This window comes from Rhodoferax sp. AJA081-3 (genome assembly GCF_017798165.1).
Lineage (GTDB): Bacteria > Pseudomonadota > Gammaproteobacteria > Burkholderiales > Burkholderiaceae_C > Allorhodoferax.
On sequence record NZ_CP059068.1, the window covers coordinates 2,580,873 to 2,598,361 of the forward strand.

Consider the following 17,489-nt stretch of genomic DNA (forward strand, 5'->3'; position numbering starts at 1 on the left):
CCTTCAGGAACTTCTGTGCGCCGTAAACAATGTCATGAATACGACATCACCCCTTTACTTCGACCGGAAAAGTCGATTTCCTGGAATTGGTCGCCCTGATTTCCGGAGATTGAAACGTGGATCACTAAGTGGCAAAACGCCTTCAAATGGCTCTGCGGTATTACTTCTAAAGGAAAGTTTTCCTTGTCCACATCGACCAATGGCATCCAGACAACAACACCGTCCAAACTGCCTTGAACGGACCAATAGTCTTGGTGGGGGCAAGGCCAAAGTAGCCTCCGGTATGGCGAGCTCTTGCGCCATGATGAAGACCACTTGCCCTCCCGGCAAAACAAATCACGGAATCCGAATTTCTCCATCAAAACCCGTGATCGCGCCATGATGCATCAACTGATAAACATCATGTTTTCGCCAAATGGCTGCAGCCGTCTTTTATATCTCTCCAGATCAAAATTGAAGAGCGCCTGCATGTTCGCGAAGCAATCAGCCTCAGCAACTTTCAGTTGCTGAGGCAACTGATCACTAAACGATCGGGATATGGACTGCAAAGCAAAATCAACAGCCTCCACATCCAGCAGGTTTCGGGCAACGTAGAAGCCATCTCTCTGAATTGCGTTAACTCACTGTCCATAGGTTCTCTCAAGTGTTATGTGACGCGATTGAGAAGGCTTCACTCCGCAATTGCGTAGCCAATGCCGGTTAATCCGAATCCGTTACCGTTGTAAAACATGAGTCGGTTATTTTCAATATCGATGACCTCAGGATAAGCCAGCATGAAGGAGTCCCAACCCTCCTCACTCACATCGATTCCTGCTTGTTCATCCAACCGAATCCAGGTAATTCCATCAACCGACTCCGCGTATCCTATCCGGTAGCTGCTGCCAGGCTTCGTTCTATAACCGGCCAGGGATCGATAGCTGAACCACATCCGGTACAGATCTCCATCCTTGCAGACGCTCGCCCGCACGACACCACCCTCATCCGATGAACCATAGTCGATAGCGATCACGCCATTGCGTTGCCAATGGATACCATCACTGGATTCAGCATATTTGAGGTGATAGCGCGGCTCCATCCGCCCTCAACACTTTCCCAGCCCGTGCAACACATGTACCAGTTTCGCCAGAGGCCGTTCTCGACCCGCACGCAGCTGGTGCCGCAAAAGAACGGCTCATCCATGGTCCGGTCCATCACCGGTCCGTCAAATGCGCGCTGGAAAGAGATGCCCCATCATCACTGACGGCCAAGCCAACCGAGTTGTGATAAGGGACGGTATTGCGCACGTTCCAGCCGATGTAATACAGGAAGATGCGGTCGCCTACCTTCACAATCGATGAAGGCATCATTCCCGAATCATCAAAGGTGCCCGGCTCGCCTAATTCCATGACTGGCGCATCGTGGCGTGCCATGATCTTGCTTGGGTCCTTGGCATCGACATCTAATCGACCGATCCGGCTGAGGTTGTGCGTGTCGCGGCTGCTATAAAAACCGATATTACACCGGGCCTGAAAGTAGCAACCGTGGGTATCTGCGCATGGGATTGCGACCATGGCAGCGTACGATCGCCCTCGAAAATCTGTCCCTCTTCTTCCAGTGTATTCCCGTCATTGGTAAGGTTTGGCTTTATCCAAGCCGGTCTTCAGCTCTGTTTTTCAAATTCGTCCAGTGGCACTGTTGAGCAGTACCCAAAACCACTTTTCGTCGTCTTTCAACCCATCAAATACCGCACGTGAAAGAACACGTGGATAGTCATAGCTTTGTTTGATATACCACCGGCAGAAAGTGGCGATCAAGGCCCATCGGCTGGTGTTTGCCTCGTTCGCGAGGGTGGCGTGCCATATCCGGCTATCCACGACGACCATATCCCCGGGTTCGGCTTCGATTGCAACGGCCTGCGGATTGAATCCCTGTGGCGCATAGGCGGCTGATTTGTGAGAGCCAGGTACCGCCAATGTGCAACCATTCTGGCTGGTCGAGTGGTTCAAGAACAGCATGCATTGCACCACTGAACTGTAGTCTCCGCCGTACGGGATGAACGAATCAATGTGGTACGGCATGGCTCCTGTCGAACTGCGGAAATGCGCGGCACGCAAAATGTAATTCGGCAAGGATGGATCCAGGAGTGGTAATACTTGTCGTTCAGCATTCCCTTGAGCAGTTCGCCCGCAACACCACGAATGAAGAGCCGCAAAACCTCGGGCCTCTTGGCTACCACGTTGTAGACCGTGCTCCCGTAGCCGTTCAAACGCTGCAAATTAGAGTCAATCTTGGTCTGCTGTTCGCTGGAGTACTCAAAACTATTGACGTAGGCCAACAAATCATTGACTGTGTCAAGCGGCACCGCCTGCTTAATCAACACATAACCGTCTCGCCTGATGCTCTCCAAGTAGTCTTCTGGTTTACGCGCATTGCTGTTTACATCGCTCATCACACGGTTCCCTTTTCATAGATGCAATTGTGTAGACCTTCGTAATTTTGCACTTGGTGCTTGGAAATCAGATGAAAACCAATTGCAAGCAACATGTCGTGGGCTTGTGGCCCTGGCGCAGCGTCTGTCAACTCAATGAAAACGGATTGGGCGGATTTCAAAACGTCGCTGCCCCAGTCAATACCTCGATCTCCGCTCCATCCACATCAATCTTGATATGCGTAGGGCTCGCCGATTTGAGAATGCTTGGCAGGTCGTCCATTTTGTACTTGACCACGGCATGTGTATGTGCCGGGGCAAACGCGTGGCCAAATACGTCGACACTCTTGTCCAGTATCTTTTCATGGCCACCGAGTTCCATTTTCGGATATTCATGGTGCCAATTTCCATCTCGCTGGATATTGCGAAATTCATGCACCCCTTGATACCCGCTTTGCCCTTTGAGGAATTCAGGTAGTTGTTATAAAGAGAGCAGGAAGTAGTTGGATGGGTCGGGTTCAAACGCATAAACATCAACCCCTTTCGCGGCGGCATACACCGAGAAGATTCCATTGCTGGCACCTATGTCATACATGACAGACCTGGGCGGCATCGCGTCTATCCAATTGAGAAGCTCAGGTTCAATGTGCTCATGGCCTGTTGCCATCCAAAGCAATCGACGGGAAAGGCAGAGCCAACTAAGCTCAATGCCGCGAATCGTAGATGTATATACGTAGTCGTCCAGGACAAATGAATCGACCGATTGCAAAGTCTTCGATGCAACAAGTTCTTCAAGCGGGACAAACGGGCGCGCGGATGGTTGGTTCATGATTCAGTCAAATTTAATCTTGGTGCTCGGAATTGTCATCTTGGTCGCGGGGTTGCCCTTGTACGCTCCGCTCAGTGTCGGTCGTTATCGCGGCGGCCATCGCAATGAAGGTTCCCTCCGCAAGGGTGATGCGGTCCTTTAGCGTCGCGTTCACCCCAGAAAACTGTAGGGCCCGATAGAACAATGCCCTGACATCACCACATGCGAGGTGAAAGTGACGTGATCATGGATTTCGCCATGGTGGCCAATGTGGTTACCACTCCACAAAATGACATTGTTTCCAATTTTCGTGAATGGTTGCAGCGTGTTGTCTTCAAGAATGAAGCAGTTTTCGCCAATCTCATTACCCAGCACGGTTGCTCGAGACTCACATAGCTAATGAAGCTGTATCCCCGCCCTTTGAGCGCCTCAAAAACACCTTGTCGGTCCTTGTTCATGTGTTTCGGCGACATCGGCGCAAAACCTTTACCGTGTCAGCCGGGAAGATTGTTTCCAGATCTTCAAAGGCAACAATCGGAAGCCCTTAAATTGGGCATCAGGTGGAATGAATTGCCGGTGAACACAAAATGCAACCACTTCATGCGGGGAGTCGCTTTCAAGGTAGTAATGCGCCAGTTCCGCATAATCCTTAATCCCGAAGATTACTACTTTAGCCACGGTTGGCATCCTTGTAAAGGTAGACGGTGTACTCGTAGAGGCCGTAGTCATTTCGAATCACAAAATTCCTGCCGAGCTCTTTGACGATGAACGATGTCAGCTCGTCCAGACCCAGATGGAAAAGATCGTCTCGCTCCCAATCCACGAGCTTGGACATGGCATTGAAAGCGATCCCTCTTCGGGCCTTCCCGTACACGACCTTGACCACACTTTTGAAATAGTCAAACATCTGTTCATGGGTCAGATTTCTCTTCTCCGTAAACACCCGTTCATGACCACGTAATCATGAACGGGCAGAGCATCCGGCTGGGCCAATACATCGAGGCAATAGTATCGGTTGCCTGGATACTTGCTTCGCGACAGTTCACAAAACGCGTGGGAGGCGTCTAACCCTGCATAGGACAATTTGCTGTGCTCACTACTGAGTAGCACAGGGTAGAGTGTGAAGCGCCACAACCAAAATCAAGCAGACTGCCTGGATTCTTTGTGTCTCTCACCAATTCCAGCATCACGCCATACCGCGTGTTCGCATCTTCCGGTGGGCCAGTCCACCCCAAGATGGGTGTCGCCATGTCGTGCCAAGCATTCTTCGTAGTGCTCAACGATAGAGGAATGAAGGGGTTTGCTCACGGTACGTACTACTCCGCGAACTGTATGAACAGGGCTTTGCCGCACACAAAAGCACGGTCAATGGCACGCTTACCATTCAGCAGCCAATCATCGCCTACACGGCGCGGACCATCTCCGTGGGACCAAACGTAGTCGTCCAGAATGAGCCAGCCGCGCGGCTTGATCAAGGAACCCACGCATCACAATCAGCCTTTGCGTGTACGTAATCATGGTTGCCGTCGATATGAATGACTGAAATCTTTCCTTCGTAGCTCACTGAGCCGAACTCCGCAGTTACCACTTCTGATTGGCTGGTATAGGCCTGATGCCCTTGCTGGGATGGCATCCGCAAGTAATTGAACTGCCCGCTTGTCAAAGGCAACAAATTGAGCACAAACGACAACGGCAATTCCTGCTCCCACACTCCCTCGACGTCGACGCGCAGGGTTGAAGGAGAATCAACTGTGCGGAAGCGACGGCCTGCCAGGGATCGATGGCCAACACCGAGCCTATGGCGTACTTTCTTGCCATGGCATTGAGTATGGACGCGGACTTTCCGACCAATGCCCCGACTTCAATCACGTCGCCCTTGGGTGCAGTAGCAAAATGGCCAGCATGGCAGCGATCTTGTCACTATTGGATTCGCCAAAAATCTGCCCGGACATTCTGAAGGCGGCGGCAACCTCCAACTTACTCAATACGCTCCGGCAATCAGAGCAAATGTCAACAAACGATTCATATCTGGAGGCTACTCCCAATATTTTCCTAACTCGTTGAGCCTCGCGCGCAATGGGCGACCAGCCAACGAGTTGAATTTGTAAACGCTGCTCCTCAATTTGCTTCTTCAACCAAGTAAAGACCGCAACTGCAGGTGCATAAACGCGCGATATCTTGTGTTGTAGCACCAGTTTGTCAAAGACTTGCAAAAACTGGGGATCGTTGACATAAGGCAGTTCAACTATCTCGCCAATGTCAAGGCCGGCATCTGCGTCCCATTGCGATGAAGCTGCAATGGTCTTTTCACCGCGCTCACGCGCCGCAGCTATGTACTCCATTCCATCAGGATGGTTGGCCGGAAACACCAGCGTTACGTCAACAGCCATTCAAATCTCCGGCATTATAAAGTTCATATTCCCCAGCATTTTCTGTATGGCTTGCAAATCATTAAACATCAGCACATCAATCACTGAAAGTGATCCAAAAAATTCACCTTGCTTCTGGTCGTAGACTATGGGTTTGGAGCCCAAAAATTTTAGTTGAATTCCGTTCGCCTTGAACGTCTCACAGTCGTACAGATCGCGGCCACCCGGCGTATTGACGTATACCTGCGCGCCCTCAATTTTGCAGATATCCAGAATTCGCGCCTGCCCACGCAGTTCACGGTTACCATATATTTGGGAACTGGGTTGAATAACGGTCCTCAGCCCGACATACCGCATAACCTCTTCCAAGCTGTGCAAGATGAACGTATCCAGCCGCGTGACCGGGTACTTGAATATCCGTTCCAGCATGGGCATCACCTCCAAATATCGGGGTGCCTTCTTGTAGTGCAAGGCAATAGTACGCAGTGTCTTGTCGCGCCAACGGTCGTCCTGTGCAAGCCCGATTTCGTGGATTAACTTATTCTGGCTTGCTGCTTGCAATGGCACCGTGAACATATGTGGTGCACCATTTAGCAGAATACGGTTTCTATTGATCCACCCTGCGTTAATGAAATTCACATCGTCATAAATCACCAATTTATCAACCGCGGCAATAAGCTGGAAGTAACCCAGATGCGGCAAAAAATAGGGCTGCATAATTGCCAGCCTTTTGCCGGACACCATCATTTTGCAATCAGGCTCACAATGAAATCGACCTGCTGCAAGGCAAGATCGGGGTAGATGGGCAGGCAAATCACCTCGTTGGCAGCCTTGGTCGCAACCGGCAGATTGGCCGACGCAGCCGAAGGTAATGATTTGTACATTGGAAAGTCGCTGATGAGCGGGAAGAAATATCGACGCGCAAAGATGCCGTTGGCTTTGAATTTTTCAAACAAGGCATCGCGTGTAAGCGGATACCCTGGCTTCACCAGTATGGGGAAATAGGCATGATTCCCTTCTTTATGCGCAAGCTCGGGAAGACATTCAATTCCATCAACTTCCGCCAAGGCGCGACGATAATGCTTCTCGACGACCTTGCGCTGCGCCAGGGCTTGGTCTACCCCTTTGAGCTGAAGCAAGCCGAACGCTGCGTTGATCTCACTCATCTTGCCGTTGATTCCTGGGGCAATAACCGTAACCTCATCTACAAACCCAAAGTTTTTAAGATGGTCGATGCGCGATTTGGTCTTTGCATCCTGGCAAATGATGGCCCCTCCCTCAAAGGTATTGAACACCTTGGTGGCATGAAAGCTCAGCACGGACAGGTCGCCGTGGTTTAACACGCTGGCGCCGTTGTATTGCACGCTAAATGCATGTGCGGCATCGTAGATGACTTTTAGTCCATACGTGTCCGCAATCTTTTGAATGCGATCTACATCACACGGTTGCCCGTAGCAGTGCACTGGCATGATGGCTGTGGTTTGGGGCGTAATTGCCGCTTCAATGCGGGCGGGGTCAAGGTTCAGCGTGACGGGATCAATATCCACAAAAACCGGTTTTATGCCATTCCACAGCAAAGAGTGGGCCGTTGCCACAAATGAATACGGGGTGGTGATCACCTCACCCGTAATCCGCAACGTCTGCAATGCAGTGACCAGGGCTAGAGTGCCATTGGTAAAAAGTGAAATGTGCTTGACGCCCAAGTACTGGCACAGTGCCTGCTCCAGCTGCTGATGGAAAGGGCCTGCGTTGGTGAGACATTTGCTCTCCCAAATCTGTGCCAAATAGGGAAGAAAGTCGTCCAGCGGTGGCAACGTCGGCTGGGTTACGTACACAGGAAATTTTTCTTTGCCTTTGTCCATCAGGAAACCTCTGTAATCTTTTGCCAAGTAGAACTTCAACACCCAAAGCAACACGGGATAACCCTGCATGCCCCACAATCACGGCAAGGTGACTGTTGGCACCCGTATGCCAAGCCTGCTGAACCCGCCATTGTAGGCAAAGGTGCCCGAAGATATGGCGTGCCTACTAGCCGGATCGGTTGATGTGAACATCCTCGATAGGCTCCATTGCCTGCGCCGGCTGTTAGCCTCCAGGATAATAGGCAATTAGCCCCCGTGGAATCAGCCTACTTAGCTATTGATTTGAGTGCACTCACTGATGACCAACTCGGTTGGTGCCACAGTATCATTGATCAATTAGTGGCGTTGACGTGGTCAGCCGCAGTCGCGCTAAGTGGAGCATATATGGATTTCGAAGAACAGAAAAAACTTGAAGCCGAGGCCAGTCAGCTGGAGAGCCTCTTCAACAATGGCCGGTATGCGGAGTTGGAAGTCCTGGCGCGGGCATTCGTTGGGAGTTATCCGCGCCTGGGATTCGGATGGAGTGTGCTAGGAGCTGCCCTTCAGGTTCAAGGAAAAGACGCCTTGCCTGCCGCGCGCAAAGCGGCCGAGCTCTTACCCGAGGACGCGATGGCGCGCAGCAATCTGGGTGATGCACTGCAAGCACTGGGACAATACGAGGAGGCAGCAGAAAATTACCTGTTCGCTCTACAAATAGATCCCCGCTCAGCGGAAACACATGTCAACCTTGGCAACGCGCTCAAGGCACAAGGTGAAGTAGGCAACGCCGAAACCCACTACCGAGAGGCATTGCGACTAAAGCCAGAGTTCACTGAGGGGCATTACAACCTAGGCGTCGTCTGCCTAGATTGCGGAAGATTTGGAGATGCCGAAACCAGTCTACGGCGGGCTATCGAATTGAACCCGTACTTCGCGATCGCCCACGTAGCACTAGGTACTACACTAAAGGCATTGGGCCGCCACAACGAGGCTGAACTCACTTTGCGGCAGGCCGTGCATTTAGTGCCCACGCTTGCCGAGGCGCACGTCAATCTTGGCGCCACACTGAGGACGCTTAATCGCTCCAGTGAGGCCGCAGCCTGTTTTCGAAAGGCACTTGATATAGATCCTGGACTGGCGGTGGCCCACAGTAATTTGGGCGCCGCGCTTCGGGAGTCAAGCCTCGCGAGCGAAGCAGAGGAGTGTTTTCGTCAGGCACTACGCCTAAACCCCGAGCTGGTCGACGCACACAGCGGTCTCGCCGCAGCACTGAAGGACTTGGACCGCCCCGACGAGGCTGTAACACACTGTAGAGCAGCGCTGCGACTTAACCCCCATTCGGCCGAAGCGCTCAATAACCTGGGCGTGCTTCTTAGCGAATTAGGACAGTTTGAGGAAGCTGAATCTTGCTACAGACAGGCCATCAAGATCGACCCCGGGTTTGCCGAAGCCTATAGCAACCGGCTCTTTCACCTCTGCCATATGGAAGCTGTGGACGCAAGGGCGTTGTTCGCCGAACACCGGAAGTTTGCCGAACAGTTTGAAACCCCCTTGATGCCCTATTGGCCGCGCCACTCGAACCTGCGAGACCCGGATCGAACGTTGCGCGTTGGCTTTGTGTCAGCCGACCTGCGAAACCATCCTGTAGCTTCTTTCATTGATCCTGTACTGGCATGTCTGGCCGTCAACCCAAAGCTATCGCTATATGCCTACAGCAACCATTCGTACGAAGACGCTGTCACCCAGCGTTTTAAGCGTTTTCTGCCCAATTGGCGCTCCTGTGTGAACCTTTCAGACGATGCAACGGCGCAAAAGATTATCGAAGATCGCATTGATGTCTTGTTCGACCTCTCGGGTCACTCTGCTAGGCATCGCTTGCTAACATTTGCCCGAAAACCTGCACCTATTCAGGTGAGCTGGATGGGTTATCCCGGCACCACGGGACTATTGGCGATGGACTACTACTTTGCAGACGGAGTCTTGGTTCCTCCCGGAGACATGGATAGCCAGTTCTCAGAAAAAATAGTGCGCATACCGGCCAATGCGCCTTTTTTACCTTTTAGCGACGCACCACCAGTAAATGACCTGCCAGCCTTAAAAAATGGTTACTTGACCTTTGGCAGCTTCAACCTGGTTAGAAAACTCAATCCGTCAGTCATTGCGCTTTGGTCCCAAATCTTGCATGCAACACCCAATGCAAGAATGCTTATCGGCGGCATGCACGCGGCAAGCGATATCCCTTTAGTGGCCAAATGGTTCGCTGACGTAGGTATTGTCAAGGATCGACTCTCTTTCAAGCCGAAGTGCAAAATGCAAGACTATCTCAGGCTCTACCATCAAGTGGACATTTGTCTTGACACTTTCCCCTACCCTGGATGCACTACTAGCTGCCACGCGCTTTGGATGGGTGTACCAACAATCACGATGGCTGGCGAGACTCCAGTAAGCAGGTCGGGCGCATCACTTCAAAGTCACGCAGGACTCAGCAAGTTTATAACCAACAACAAAGTCGACTTTATTGAACAGGCTCAGTATTGGTCGACCCGACTGACAGAACTTGCCGGCATCAGAGCCGGCTTACGCGATAGATTTAACCAATCTGCACTTGGGCACTCGGGATCGGTTCCGATGGCTGTAGACCAAGCGCTCCGCATCATGTGGCATCGATGGTGTGAAGGGCTGCCTGCCGAGGCATTTGACGTTTAACGACCGTATCGCGCACCCAGCGGCATGCGAATTCAATTGGGTACGACCACGTTCGCCAGAAAGTGGGTCATGTCATGTACGCCGCGGTCGTTTTGGAACAACGCATGGTTGTTTGCAAGCATTATTTTTTTGATTCTCTCCCGTTCAGACGGTATTGTTGCGATAGATACCGCCTTGGCTGAATAGCTCTCCACATCGTGGGTGACGCACTCCGTGAGGTCCATCAGTCTGCAGTAGTAAAGTCCCACCCGTCCACGCAAAAATTCACTGGGTTTGGTGACAAATGGTGTGCCGATAGAGCAAATCGGAATGGCAGTGGTGCCGATGCCAAAGTGAAACGAATCCAGAATGACGTCTGATGCATCCACAACGCGCATAAAGTCTTGCGGATCTGTTACCCAAGGTATAAACACCACGCGGTGTCTCACATCGGCCGAAATCGTTGACCGAAGTCTTCTCTCCAATTGTTTTTGCCACGCAGAAAATTTCTTGTCGGCAAACAGCACTACGTGCCCGGTAGGATCCAATTGCAAAATGCGTTCTATGGCCGCATCAAAATCGGGATGCAATTTGTGCAACGTCATTGGGCATGCGTAAATACTTCCTTCTGCGGGAAGGCCCAACTCAATCTTGGTCTTGTTCAGGGACGGCAATGCGGGGCGCTCAAAATACAGCGCCCCGTATGGCAACTTGACCAACCGTTCACTGTAATGCTCCTGCGCATGCTCAACCTCGCCCAACTCAATCGACAGGTAGTAGTCCATTGCAGGAATTCCCGTTGTAACGGGGTGACCACCAACTACACATTGGACGGGCGCCAACCGCGCAAAGGCAAGAAAATAGCTGAATGCCTCCATGCCAATGTCGAGGTAAACCAAAACGTCCAGCTCAAGCGCGGCAATTTCATGCCGCGCCTTTTCCAAGTCCGCGGTGAGCCGCACGTACTGACCAGCGAAGTTCGGATACGCCTCCTGAATCAAAGCTTGATCGGCATCAACGGTCGAAATTAGCGTGACGTCAAACTCGCCAGTCGCGGCCAACCCAGCCACGATTCTGCTGAAGCTCAGCGCCACGGAGTGGCGTGTGATAAATTTCGACAGAAATCCAATTCGCCTCCGGTTTCCTGCGACATGGGGGCGAGCGCAATGTGGTGCAACAAACTGCAGGCTCGGGCATGCCCGAGCATAGAACTGCGCTACATTGACCTGCACCTTTTTGTCATTTACGCCATGGTATGCTAAGTGAAAATTGGTATTGCAGTACTCCTTTAAGGGGTCATCAATTCTGATGTTTTCCTGTGCCAATTGGGCAAGCTTGCGTTCAAAATTTTCCCGCACTGACAGCACCTCATTCCACGTACCCATAATTGGTGGAAGCATCAGTTCAGCTTGAATCTTTGTTCCAGGGCTTGCCTTAAGCGCATAGCACCGTGCATAGGCGGCCTTAGCTTGATCAACTTCACCTTGCGCATGTAAGAGCTTGGCCAAAGTGAGTAAGGCCTCAAGAAAGTCGGGCTTCAATGCGACCGCTTTTTGAATGTAAGGCAGCGCCTGCTCAGGCGTTTTTTCGTGCAAGGTGTTGCCTACGTTGAAGTAAGCCTGCCCGAAGTTAGGCGTAAGCACCAGTGCTCGTTGATAGACCTCTAGTGCGGCCTCCGCTTGTCCCTGAGCTTGAAGTGCGGTACCCAGATTGTTCAACGCCTCGGCGTAACCTGGAATCAACGCTATCGCTTTCCGGTAGCTCTCAACAGCCTCGTTGAGCTTACCCTGCATGGACAGAACGATGCCAAGGTTGTTATGGGCTTCGGCAAAATCAGGTTTGATGGTCAAGGCTTTGCCATAGCTTTCCACTGCTAATTCGTTCTGTCCAATGTCTTTCAGCACATTGCCCAAGGTGCTGTAGCAAAAAGCATTGCCCGGGCTTACGACAATCGCCTCGCTGATCAGCTCAAGCGCCCGTATGCTGTTGCCCTGTTTGTGCTGGATAACGCCAAGCCATTGCAACGCGTCCGGCTGACGCGGGTTGGCATGCAATACCTGCTCATACAGGGCCTTGGCCTGCTGCAATCGCTCTTGGCGCAGAGACTGCATCCCGAGTTGGAGCCAGGTGGACACCATTGCCGCGCTATGGGTTGGTTTTACGTCCTGCTTCTTCTCTTTGCGTTGGCAGCAATGCTTATATTTCTTGGTGCTGCCGCAGGGGCAGGGATCGTTTTTATCAATGGTAGTCATCAGATTTGTCGCGCTGGCGGCTGCGGCTGCTGGCGATTGAAAGAATTGCTAAGTGGCTTTGACTTAAGTTTGAGTAACCGGATTGAAGCGGGCACCGAAGCCTAGCCCAACACGTCGATGGATTCCGGCGCATGTCCAGCGCACCACCGTTGCCACATCTGTCGCAGAGCTTGTTCGATCGCCGCGCCAATCATATCGGGCTGCCCCATCGCTGAGTGCCCAAAGCGGATACGTGTGTCAGCCCTGATCGCAGCCAACTCGTCAAAATGCTCCGCCCAATAGACGCTCTTCGCCACGAATTCAGCGCGATTGCTTGCAATGAACTGGGGTAATCCAGCGTGGTTTTGCAACACCGCCCCTACTCTACTGACTGGTGTCGAACCAACCAGCGTAACAGTTGGCACTCCCATCCACAGCGCATGACAACTTGTAGTGGCGCCCGGGTAGGGAAAGGTATCAAGAGAGACGTCAACCTGATGGTGCAAGGCAAGGTAGTCCTGCATATGCGCCCTGGGATGAAAGCTCAACCGCTCACGGGCAATTCCCTCACGGGCAAACATGTCTACTAACATGGAGTTTTCACCGGCAACGGGCATAGCTGCCATGAGCATGCGGGAATTCGGGATCGCCCGCAGTATTTGGGACCAAACTGCAATCACCGTTGGAGTAAGCTTGCGCAGTTGATTGAAACTGCCAAAAGTCAGGTAGCCATTGCGCAAGGCTGGCAGGACATTGACATCTGGTGCGCCAACGAAAGGGAGAAACAACGCATTGGCCGGGAGCCGCACAATTTTTTCAGAAAACTGATCTTCAAAACGTCCTCGGGGCAACCAATATTGGTCACCAAAGTAGTAGTCCATTGCGCTGAGGCCCGTAGTACCAGCATACCCAATCCAGCTTGCCTGAATGGGAGCTGGCTTTCTCGCAAAGGTCAGCAACCGGTTGTATGCGGTGTGCCCGGAGAGATCAATCAAGATGTCGATACAGTCGTCACGTACCATTTGCGCAACCGCGTCGTCGGACTGGCCGGCAATCTGTCGCCAGTGGGATATGTTGGACTTTAGGCGTTGCGTAACAGTATCTTCGTAAGGACTGTTGTTATAGGCATAGAGCGATAGCTTTGTGCACCGCGCTAGGTGCGCAAGAATGGGCTCAAAAAAACTTGCGACCGCATGCACGCGAAGGTCACCAGAGACGAACCCCATGCGTATTATCCGATTAGGGTCACGGTTATTGGGGTGTGAAGACCATTGGGAAATGAGCGGGGTTTCAAAACGCTCTGCAAAATCCAGGTGGGCCTTATAGAGATCTTGGGGAGATATGTTCTCGCTATGGCTGTAGTGGAAAAGCAGATTGCTGTGTGCCGTGGCGAAATTGGGCATCAGTTGAATTGCGCGTTGGAACGCAGCTGCTGCCTCTTCAACTCGCCCCAAGTCATCCAAAATGGCACCATGGTTACTGTGCGCTTCAGCAAAGTCTGGTCTGAACTCTAATCCTCTGCGGCAGCAAGCTTCCGCCTCCTCCGCGCGTCCTGAGTCTTTAAGTAGCGACGCCAGTTGAATATAGGCCGTGGCATGGTTAGATTTCAACTTTATCGCTTGACGGAGACAAACTTCTGCGTTGTCTAAACTTCGTTGCTCGGAATATGCAATGGCTTGGTTGTAGTAAGCCTCAGCAAAGTCTGGCTGCAATTGCTGCGCAGCTATGTAATTTGCATGTGCTTCGGCAAACGCCCCCACCGCTGTCAGAGCATTTCCAAGATTGGTGTGTAGAGCGGGATTACCACCTTTGAGGTCTATTGCTGCCTTGTAGCTAGCCACAGCGCGTTGAGGCTGGTTAGTTGCCATTAGCGCGTCACCCAGATTCATGTGTGCTACTGCGTCGTCTGGTAACAGCAAGACGGCTTTTTCATTAGCTTCTACTGCATCTTTACTCTGCAATTGGAGCGCTGTACCCAAAACACTCCAGCCGAACCCAATGTTTGGGTATTGATCGGTGAATGCAAGCGCACGAATTTCCAGTGCTGCGTAATCGGCGATGTTGTAGAGCGCCTCCATTTCCGCCGCAGCGGTCTCCAAATGCGCCCGCTCTTCGTTAAAAATCATATTCGCATCACTACCCTCGCGAATCAATATTTCAGCATGGGTTGATCAAATGACGGAGTGTAGACTAGGTACCAGTCATCACCAATCCACACCCATTGATTCGGTACCTCGACCTCTACTGGCGCTACAGTAATAGGCTTACCTGTTGTCGGCAAGATAGCGGACTTAACCTCGTATTTGACTTTCATCTTGACGTTGGCCTCATTGCCTGTGATCGTAACTTCATCAGTGTGATGGGCCAAGTAGGTGATCACACCCGCATTTTCTATGTATAGTTTCTTTGGTGTAGCGGTTTTATAGGCAAAGTCAAAAATATCGTAGGCACGATCATAGTTTCCTGCCACACGATAGTCCCACAGTGCTTTTATGCGCTCCGTCAGTTTTGCGGCTCGCTCCTTTTCACCAACCACGGGAAAACTCGAAATTTTCGCCATTGCGTTTGCACCTGCATCAACGGGGAGTTCTCGAACGTGGAAACTGCCGTCGGCAACTCGCTCTGTGGGATATTTCTCGAAAGCGATGTATGTTTTGTCTTTAACTCTCACCAATGCCGGCCACCCGACAGAGATCAGTCCAGGCTGAAGTAATGGTTGTGGTGGGGGACCACGATTCCCTTGATCGTACGATGTTGCTATGTAGATGTTAGGACGAATGTCTCGATAGTCCACCCACGCAGAAACCACCGCCCCACCCTTAGTCACGTGAACCACAGGAGATAGAGCTTTTGTATTTTCGTAGGTCGCAGGATTTAGCCGCTTACGCCCCCCCAACCAAGCGTTCTTAGAAACGTCAAATGTCGCGGCCATGATTTGTATCTTGGCTTCGGCTCGTTGAGCCATCCACACCAAGTGCGCCCGTCCGTCGCGGTATTCCATTGCTATACCGCTGTTGCTTAGGCCTGCTGTATCCTCCAGTCGAACAGCTTCGCTCCAGGTAACACCAGAGTCTTGGGACGCCAAGGCAAATATACCTCTATTCAGATCATCGGCTGCTATGATCAAATTTCTGCCTTCTGAGCGAACAATTAGTGTAGATATTTGATGGTCTGAACTAAATAATACTGCAGGTGCAGTCCAAGTTACGCCGGCATCGTTCGTTCGACGGCTGACAATGCGGTACAGAGGTTTACCAGAAACGTGAATACTTTCGCTCCAAGTGCTCACCCATGTGGAACCTGACTCCACTGTTTGCGGATCATGAGCGATACTAGCGCGCCCCTCCGCAGGGGGAGAATCAAGCCTCTGGTCGGATTTTTGCCAAGTTAATCCGTGATCAATAGAGCGATTAAAGAATACTTGGAATCCAGGGATACGCTCATCGGAATATGTCATTCCCAAGGTTCCCGGGGGTCCAAGGGTCAACGTGAATGGAGGGAGCACTCCGTTGTCTGTATTCACCATGCTGACTGGAGCGAAGCTCTTGCCACCATCGCCTGATGAGGTTATGTAAATGTTTTCCCATCTTTTATGGGACCACCAGCTTGCATAAATGTGATTTTGTTGCGGCCATAACTTGAAAAACGACCCCCCCGCCCTGACCCGAGCAGTTGTATCTATGGCTTGTTTGGCTTGACTCCCGATCTGCAAAACCACGCGATCATCTTTTGACGCGTAAAGTACAGCAAGCTCTCCGCCGACGTCAGCCAACGACGGTCTGGTAGCAAAAGGACCGGTTTGCATATCAGAAATTTGAACAAGTGATTCATTAGTCGAGTCAATAGCGCTAATGGCACAACCCGTCAATCCAATTAAAGAAACCAATATTGTCAGGAGACGACTCATCGAACTTTCCCTTGGGATAAAACCAACATAAACAAAATAGCGATTGCACTAGTTCCAGCAACTACTCCACACATTGAAAAAGCCCCGCAAGCGGGGCTTTTTCAATTTTCAAGCATTCTATCCAAAAATGGATACAACGCTCAAAATGTCTAACCAATTAGTTAGATGCGCTCTCGCGGTGCAGGAACTGCTTACCAGCAAAAGGAGCGCCAACAGCAGCTTGCACTGTCTGCATCTTCATCATTACCACACCAGAAGCACTTGAAGTAGCGCCCGAAGCCAAAGATGCAGTAGTGCGAATCAAGCCACCATTTGTACCCACTGCAGCAGCCTGAGCACCGGTCATCAGATCGGTAGACAGAACTGTACCAGCGCAAGTGACTGTCTTAGTAACGGTACCAGAGGTTGCAAATTCGTCGTTATTATAGACAAAGCCATTGTTCGTGAATGTAGCCGCGCCTCTCCAGTCCGCACCAGCAGTAATGACAGCCTGCATATCACCGACGACAACTGCATACCACGAAGTAGTTACCAAAGCACTCGGCATTGTTGACAACGCAAAATTCACGTCAGTCAAATTGGTAAAGTTACCTTCATTGGTATTCAATGCAGTGTTCAGGCCATTGCTGATACCAGCATACGACACCACCAAACCAGTTGCAGGATCAACAATAGCCATGCTACCTTGCAGACCTTGCGTCGTGTTAGCAGTAGTAGTAGAAACTACCAAGAAGCCTTGCTGATTAGCCAGCGGGAAGTACACAGGTGTCGATGTATCTGTAGACACAACCTTACCAAAGCCACCCGCACCAGGAGCACCAGCTCGAACCGCACCAGTAGTGCTAAAACCAGCAGGCTGAGCGACGGAGTGAGACAGAATGTCGTTAGCTGTCAAAGAACCGTTTGCATCAAAGTGGGTGCAAGCAGTACCGTAGTTGTACACATAATGCAGACCTTGAGTAACGGCGGAGGTATTCGACAGACTCAGGACACTTTGAGCGCCAGTAGCAGTTGTGAAGTAAGGGAACAGCAACGAGTTAGCGTTAGCTGTACCGACAGCAGACATCAGAGCGGCACCAGCAGCAGCAGCGATCAGAGTCTTTTGAAAAGTTTTTTTCATGTTTACGTTTCCTATTTTGGCCAAAATAAAATAATTCATACACCCGGAACGGCAAAGAATTACCGAACTAGTGTACTACCTTTTTGCACTAACGAAATCCATTGTACATGGATTGACTAAA

At 51.3% G+C, this 17,489-nt stretch carries 18 protein-coding genes; 1 reads left to right on the plus strand and 17 read right to left on the minus strand.

Annotated features, from left to right (window positions below; translation table 11 throughout):
- Window positions 1–32: 32 nt before the first annotated feature.
- The 13 genes from HZ993_RS25075 to HZ993_RS12175 all read right to left on the minus strand — a co-directional run bounded on the left by HZ993_RS25075 (window position 33) and on the right by HZ993_RS12175 (window position 7,446).
- Window positions 33–380 carry a phytanoyl-CoA dioxygenase family protein gene (locus HZ993_RS25075; RefSeq protein ID WP_371816991.1) on the minus strand — a complete coding sequence of 116 codons (348 nt, stop codon included), beginning with the start codon at window positions 378–380 and terminating at the stop codon, window positions 33–35.
- Between the two features lie 290 nt (window positions 381–670).
- The gene (locus tag HZ993_RS24540) at window positions 671–1,075 is read right to left on the minus strand and encodes a hypothetical protein (protein ID WP_245213934.1); all 405 of its coding nucleotides are present in this window, start codon (window positions 1,073–1,075) and stop codon (window positions 671–673) included.
- Between the two features lie 115 nt (window positions 1,076–1,190).
- Entirely contained in the window at window positions 1,191–1,550 is a 360-nt protein-coding gene (locus HZ993_RS24545) for a hypothetical protein (RefSeq protein WP_245213935.1), read from the minus strand.
- Window positions 1,551–1,652: 102 nt separating this feature from the next.
- Window positions 1,653–2,057 (minus strand): phytanoyl-CoA dioxygenase family protein, encoded by a 405-nt coding sequence (locus HZ993_RS12140; RefSeq protein WP_245213979.1) that lies wholly within the window; start codon window positions 2,055–2,057, stop codon window positions 1,653–1,655.
- Complete coding sequence (locus tag HZ993_RS24550) at window positions 1,982–2,428, minus strand: hypothetical protein (protein ID WP_245214029.1); 447 nt, start codon at window positions 2,426–2,428, stop codon at window positions 1,982–1,984. The genes HZ993_RS12140 and HZ993_RS24550 overlap by 76 nt, the downstream gene beginning before the upstream one ends.
- Before the next feature lie 157 nt (window positions 2,429–2,585).
- Window positions 2,586–2,846, minus strand: a complete 261-nt coding sequence (locus tag HZ993_RS12145) for a hypothetical protein (protein WP_209398179.1) — start codon at window positions 2,844–2,846, stop codon at window positions 2,586–2,588.
- A gap of 42 nt (window positions 2,847–2,888) precedes the next feature.
- Window positions 2,889–3,236 carry a hypothetical protein gene (locus HZ993_RS12150; RefSeq protein ID WP_209398181.1) on the minus strand — a complete coding sequence of 116 codons (348 nt, stop codon included), beginning with the start codon at window positions 3,234–3,236 and terminating at the stop codon, window positions 2,889–2,891.
- Between the two features lie 150 nt (window positions 3,237–3,386).
- Window positions 3,387–3,590: a hypothetical protein gene (locus HZ993_RS24555; protein WP_245213936.1), complete on the minus strand. Its 204-nt coding sequence runs from the start codon at window positions 3,588–3,590 to the stop codon at window positions 3,387–3,389.
- A 111-nt stretch (window positions 3,591–3,701) separates the two neighbouring features.
- Window positions 3,702–3,893: a hypothetical protein gene (locus tag HZ993_RS24560; protein ID WP_245213937.1), complete on the minus strand. Its 192-nt coding sequence runs from the start codon at window positions 3,891–3,893 to the stop codon at window positions 3,702–3,704.
- Window positions 3,886–4,050, minus strand: a complete 165-nt coding sequence (locus HZ993_RS24565; protein ID WP_245213938.1) for a hypothetical protein — start codon at window positions 4,048–4,050, stop codon at window positions 3,886–3,888. Before HZ993_RS24565 ends, HZ993_RS24560 begins: the two co-directional genes overlap by 8 nt.
- 1,030 nt (window positions 4,051–5,080) lie before the next feature.
- Window positions 5,081–5,605 carry a hypothetical protein gene (locus HZ993_RS12165; RefSeq protein WP_209398183.1) on the minus strand — a complete coding sequence of 175 codons (525 nt, stop codon included), beginning with the start codon at window positions 5,603–5,605 and terminating at the stop codon, window positions 5,081–5,083.
- On the minus strand, window positions 5,606–6,328 hold the full coding sequence (locus HZ993_RS12170) for a WbqC family protein (protein WP_209398432.1): 723 nt from the start codon (window positions 6,326–6,328) through the stop codon (window positions 5,606–5,608).
- Complete coding sequence (locus tag HZ993_RS12175) at window positions 6,328–7,446, minus strand: DegT/DnrJ/EryC1/StrS aminotransferase family protein (protein ID WP_209393020.1); 1,119 nt, start codon at window positions 7,444–7,446, stop codon at window positions 6,328–6,330. Before HZ993_RS12175 ends, HZ993_RS12170 begins: the two co-directional genes overlap by 1 nt.
- A 384-nt stretch (window positions 7,447–7,830) precedes the next feature.
- On the opposite strand from HZ993_RS12175, the gene HZ993_RS12180 reads away from it, so the two are divergent.
- Window positions 7,831–10,131 (plus strand): tetratricopeptide repeat protein, encoded by a 2,301-nt coding sequence (locus HZ993_RS12180; RefSeq protein WP_209393021.1) that lies wholly within the window; start codon window positions 7,831–7,833, stop codon window positions 10,129–10,131.
- Window positions 10,132–10,163: 32 nt separating this feature from the next.
- Here the strand turns inward: HZ993_RS12180 and HZ993_RS12185 are convergent, their stop codons facing one another.
- From HZ993_RS12185 to HZ993_RS12200, 4 genes are all read right to left on the minus strand, one after another.
- Complete coding sequence (locus HZ993_RS12185; protein WP_209393022.1) at window positions 10,164–12,362, minus strand: tetratricopeptide repeat protein; 2,199 nt, start codon at window positions 12,360–12,362, stop codon at window positions 10,164–10,166.
- A 101-nt stretch (window positions 12,363–12,463) separates the two neighbouring features.
- Window positions 12,464–14,467, minus strand: a complete 2,004-nt coding sequence (locus HZ993_RS12190; RefSeq protein WP_209393023.1) for a tetratricopeptide repeat protein — start codon at window positions 14,465–14,467, stop codon at window positions 12,464–12,466.
- 23 nt (window positions 14,468–14,490) lie between these two features.
- Window positions 14,491–16,248 (minus strand): sialidase family protein, encoded by a 1,758-nt coding sequence (locus HZ993_RS12195; RefSeq protein ID WP_209393024.1) that lies wholly within the window; start codon window positions 16,246–16,248, stop codon window positions 14,491–14,493.
- A gap of 157 nt (window positions 16,249–16,405) precedes the next feature.
- The gene (locus HZ993_RS12200) at window positions 16,406–17,368 is read right to left on the minus strand and encodes a hypothetical protein (RefSeq protein ID WP_209393025.1); all 963 of its coding nucleotides are present in this window, start codon (window positions 17,366–17,368) and stop codon (window positions 16,406–16,408) included.
- Window positions 17,369–17,489 lie beyond the last annotated feature (121 nt).

Bases quoted from the DNA above. Each gene is read 5' to 3' on its own strand.
- HZ993_RS24545 (WP_245213935.1), bottom strand. From the start codon at position 1,550: ATGGTCGCAATCCCATGCGCAGATACCCACGGTTGCTACTTTCAGGCC.
- HZ993_RS12185 (WP_209393022.1), bottom strand. From the start codon at position 12,362: ATGACTACCATTGATAAAAACGATCCCTGCCCCTGCGGCAGCACCAAG.
- HZ993_RS12165 (WP_209398183.1), bottom strand. From the start codon at position 5,605: ATGGCTGTTGACGTAACGCTGGTGTTTCCGGCCAACCATCCTGATGGA.
- HZ993_RS12175 (WP_209393020.1), bottom strand. From the start codon at position 7,446: ATGGACAAAGGCAAAGAAAAATTTCCTGTGTACGTAACCCAGCCGACG.
- HZ993_RS25075 (WP_371816991.1), bottom strand. From the start codon at position 380: ATGGCGCGATCACGGGTTTTGATGGAGAAATTCGGATTCCGTGATTTG.
- HZ993_RS24565 (WP_245213938.1), bottom strand. From the start codon at position 4,050: ATGTCCAAGCTCGTGGATTGGGAGCGAGACGATCTTTTCCATCTGGGT.
- HZ993_RS12150 (WP_209398181.1), bottom strand. From the start codon at position 3,236: ATGAACCAACCATCCGCGCGCCCGTTTGTCCCGCTTGAAGAACTTGTT.
- HZ993_RS12180 (WP_209393021.1), top strand. From the start codon at position 7,831: ATGGATTTCGAAGAACAGAAAAAACTTGAAGCCGAGGCCAGTCAGCTG.
- HZ993_RS24540 (WP_245213934.1), bottom strand. From the start codon at position 1,075: ATGGAGCCGCGCTATCACCTCAAATATGCTGAATCCAGTGATGGTATC.
- HZ993_RS12140 (WP_245213979.1), bottom strand. From the start codon at position 2,057: ATGCCGTACCACATTGATTCGTTCATCCCGTACGGCGGAGACTACAGT.
- HZ993_RS24550 (WP_245214029.1), bottom strand. From the start codon at position 2,428: ATGAGCGATGTAAACAGCAATGCGCGTAAACCAGAAGACTACTTGGAG.
- HZ993_RS12170 (WP_209398432.1), bottom strand. From the start codon at position 6,328: ATGGTGTCCGGCAAAAGGCTGGCAATTATGCAGCCCTATTTTTTGCCG.
- HZ993_RS12195 (WP_209393024.1), bottom strand. From the start codon at position 16,248: ATGAGTCGTCTCCTGACAATATTGGTTTCTTTAATTGGATTGACGGGT.
- HZ993_RS12190 (WP_209393023.1), bottom strand. From the start codon at position 14,467: ATGATTTTTAACGAAGAGCGGGCGCATTTGGAGACCGCTGCGGCGGAA.
- HZ993_RS12200 (WP_209393025.1), bottom strand. From the start codon at position 17,368: ATGAAAAAAACTTTTCAAAAGACTCTGATCGCTGCTGCTGCTGGTGCC.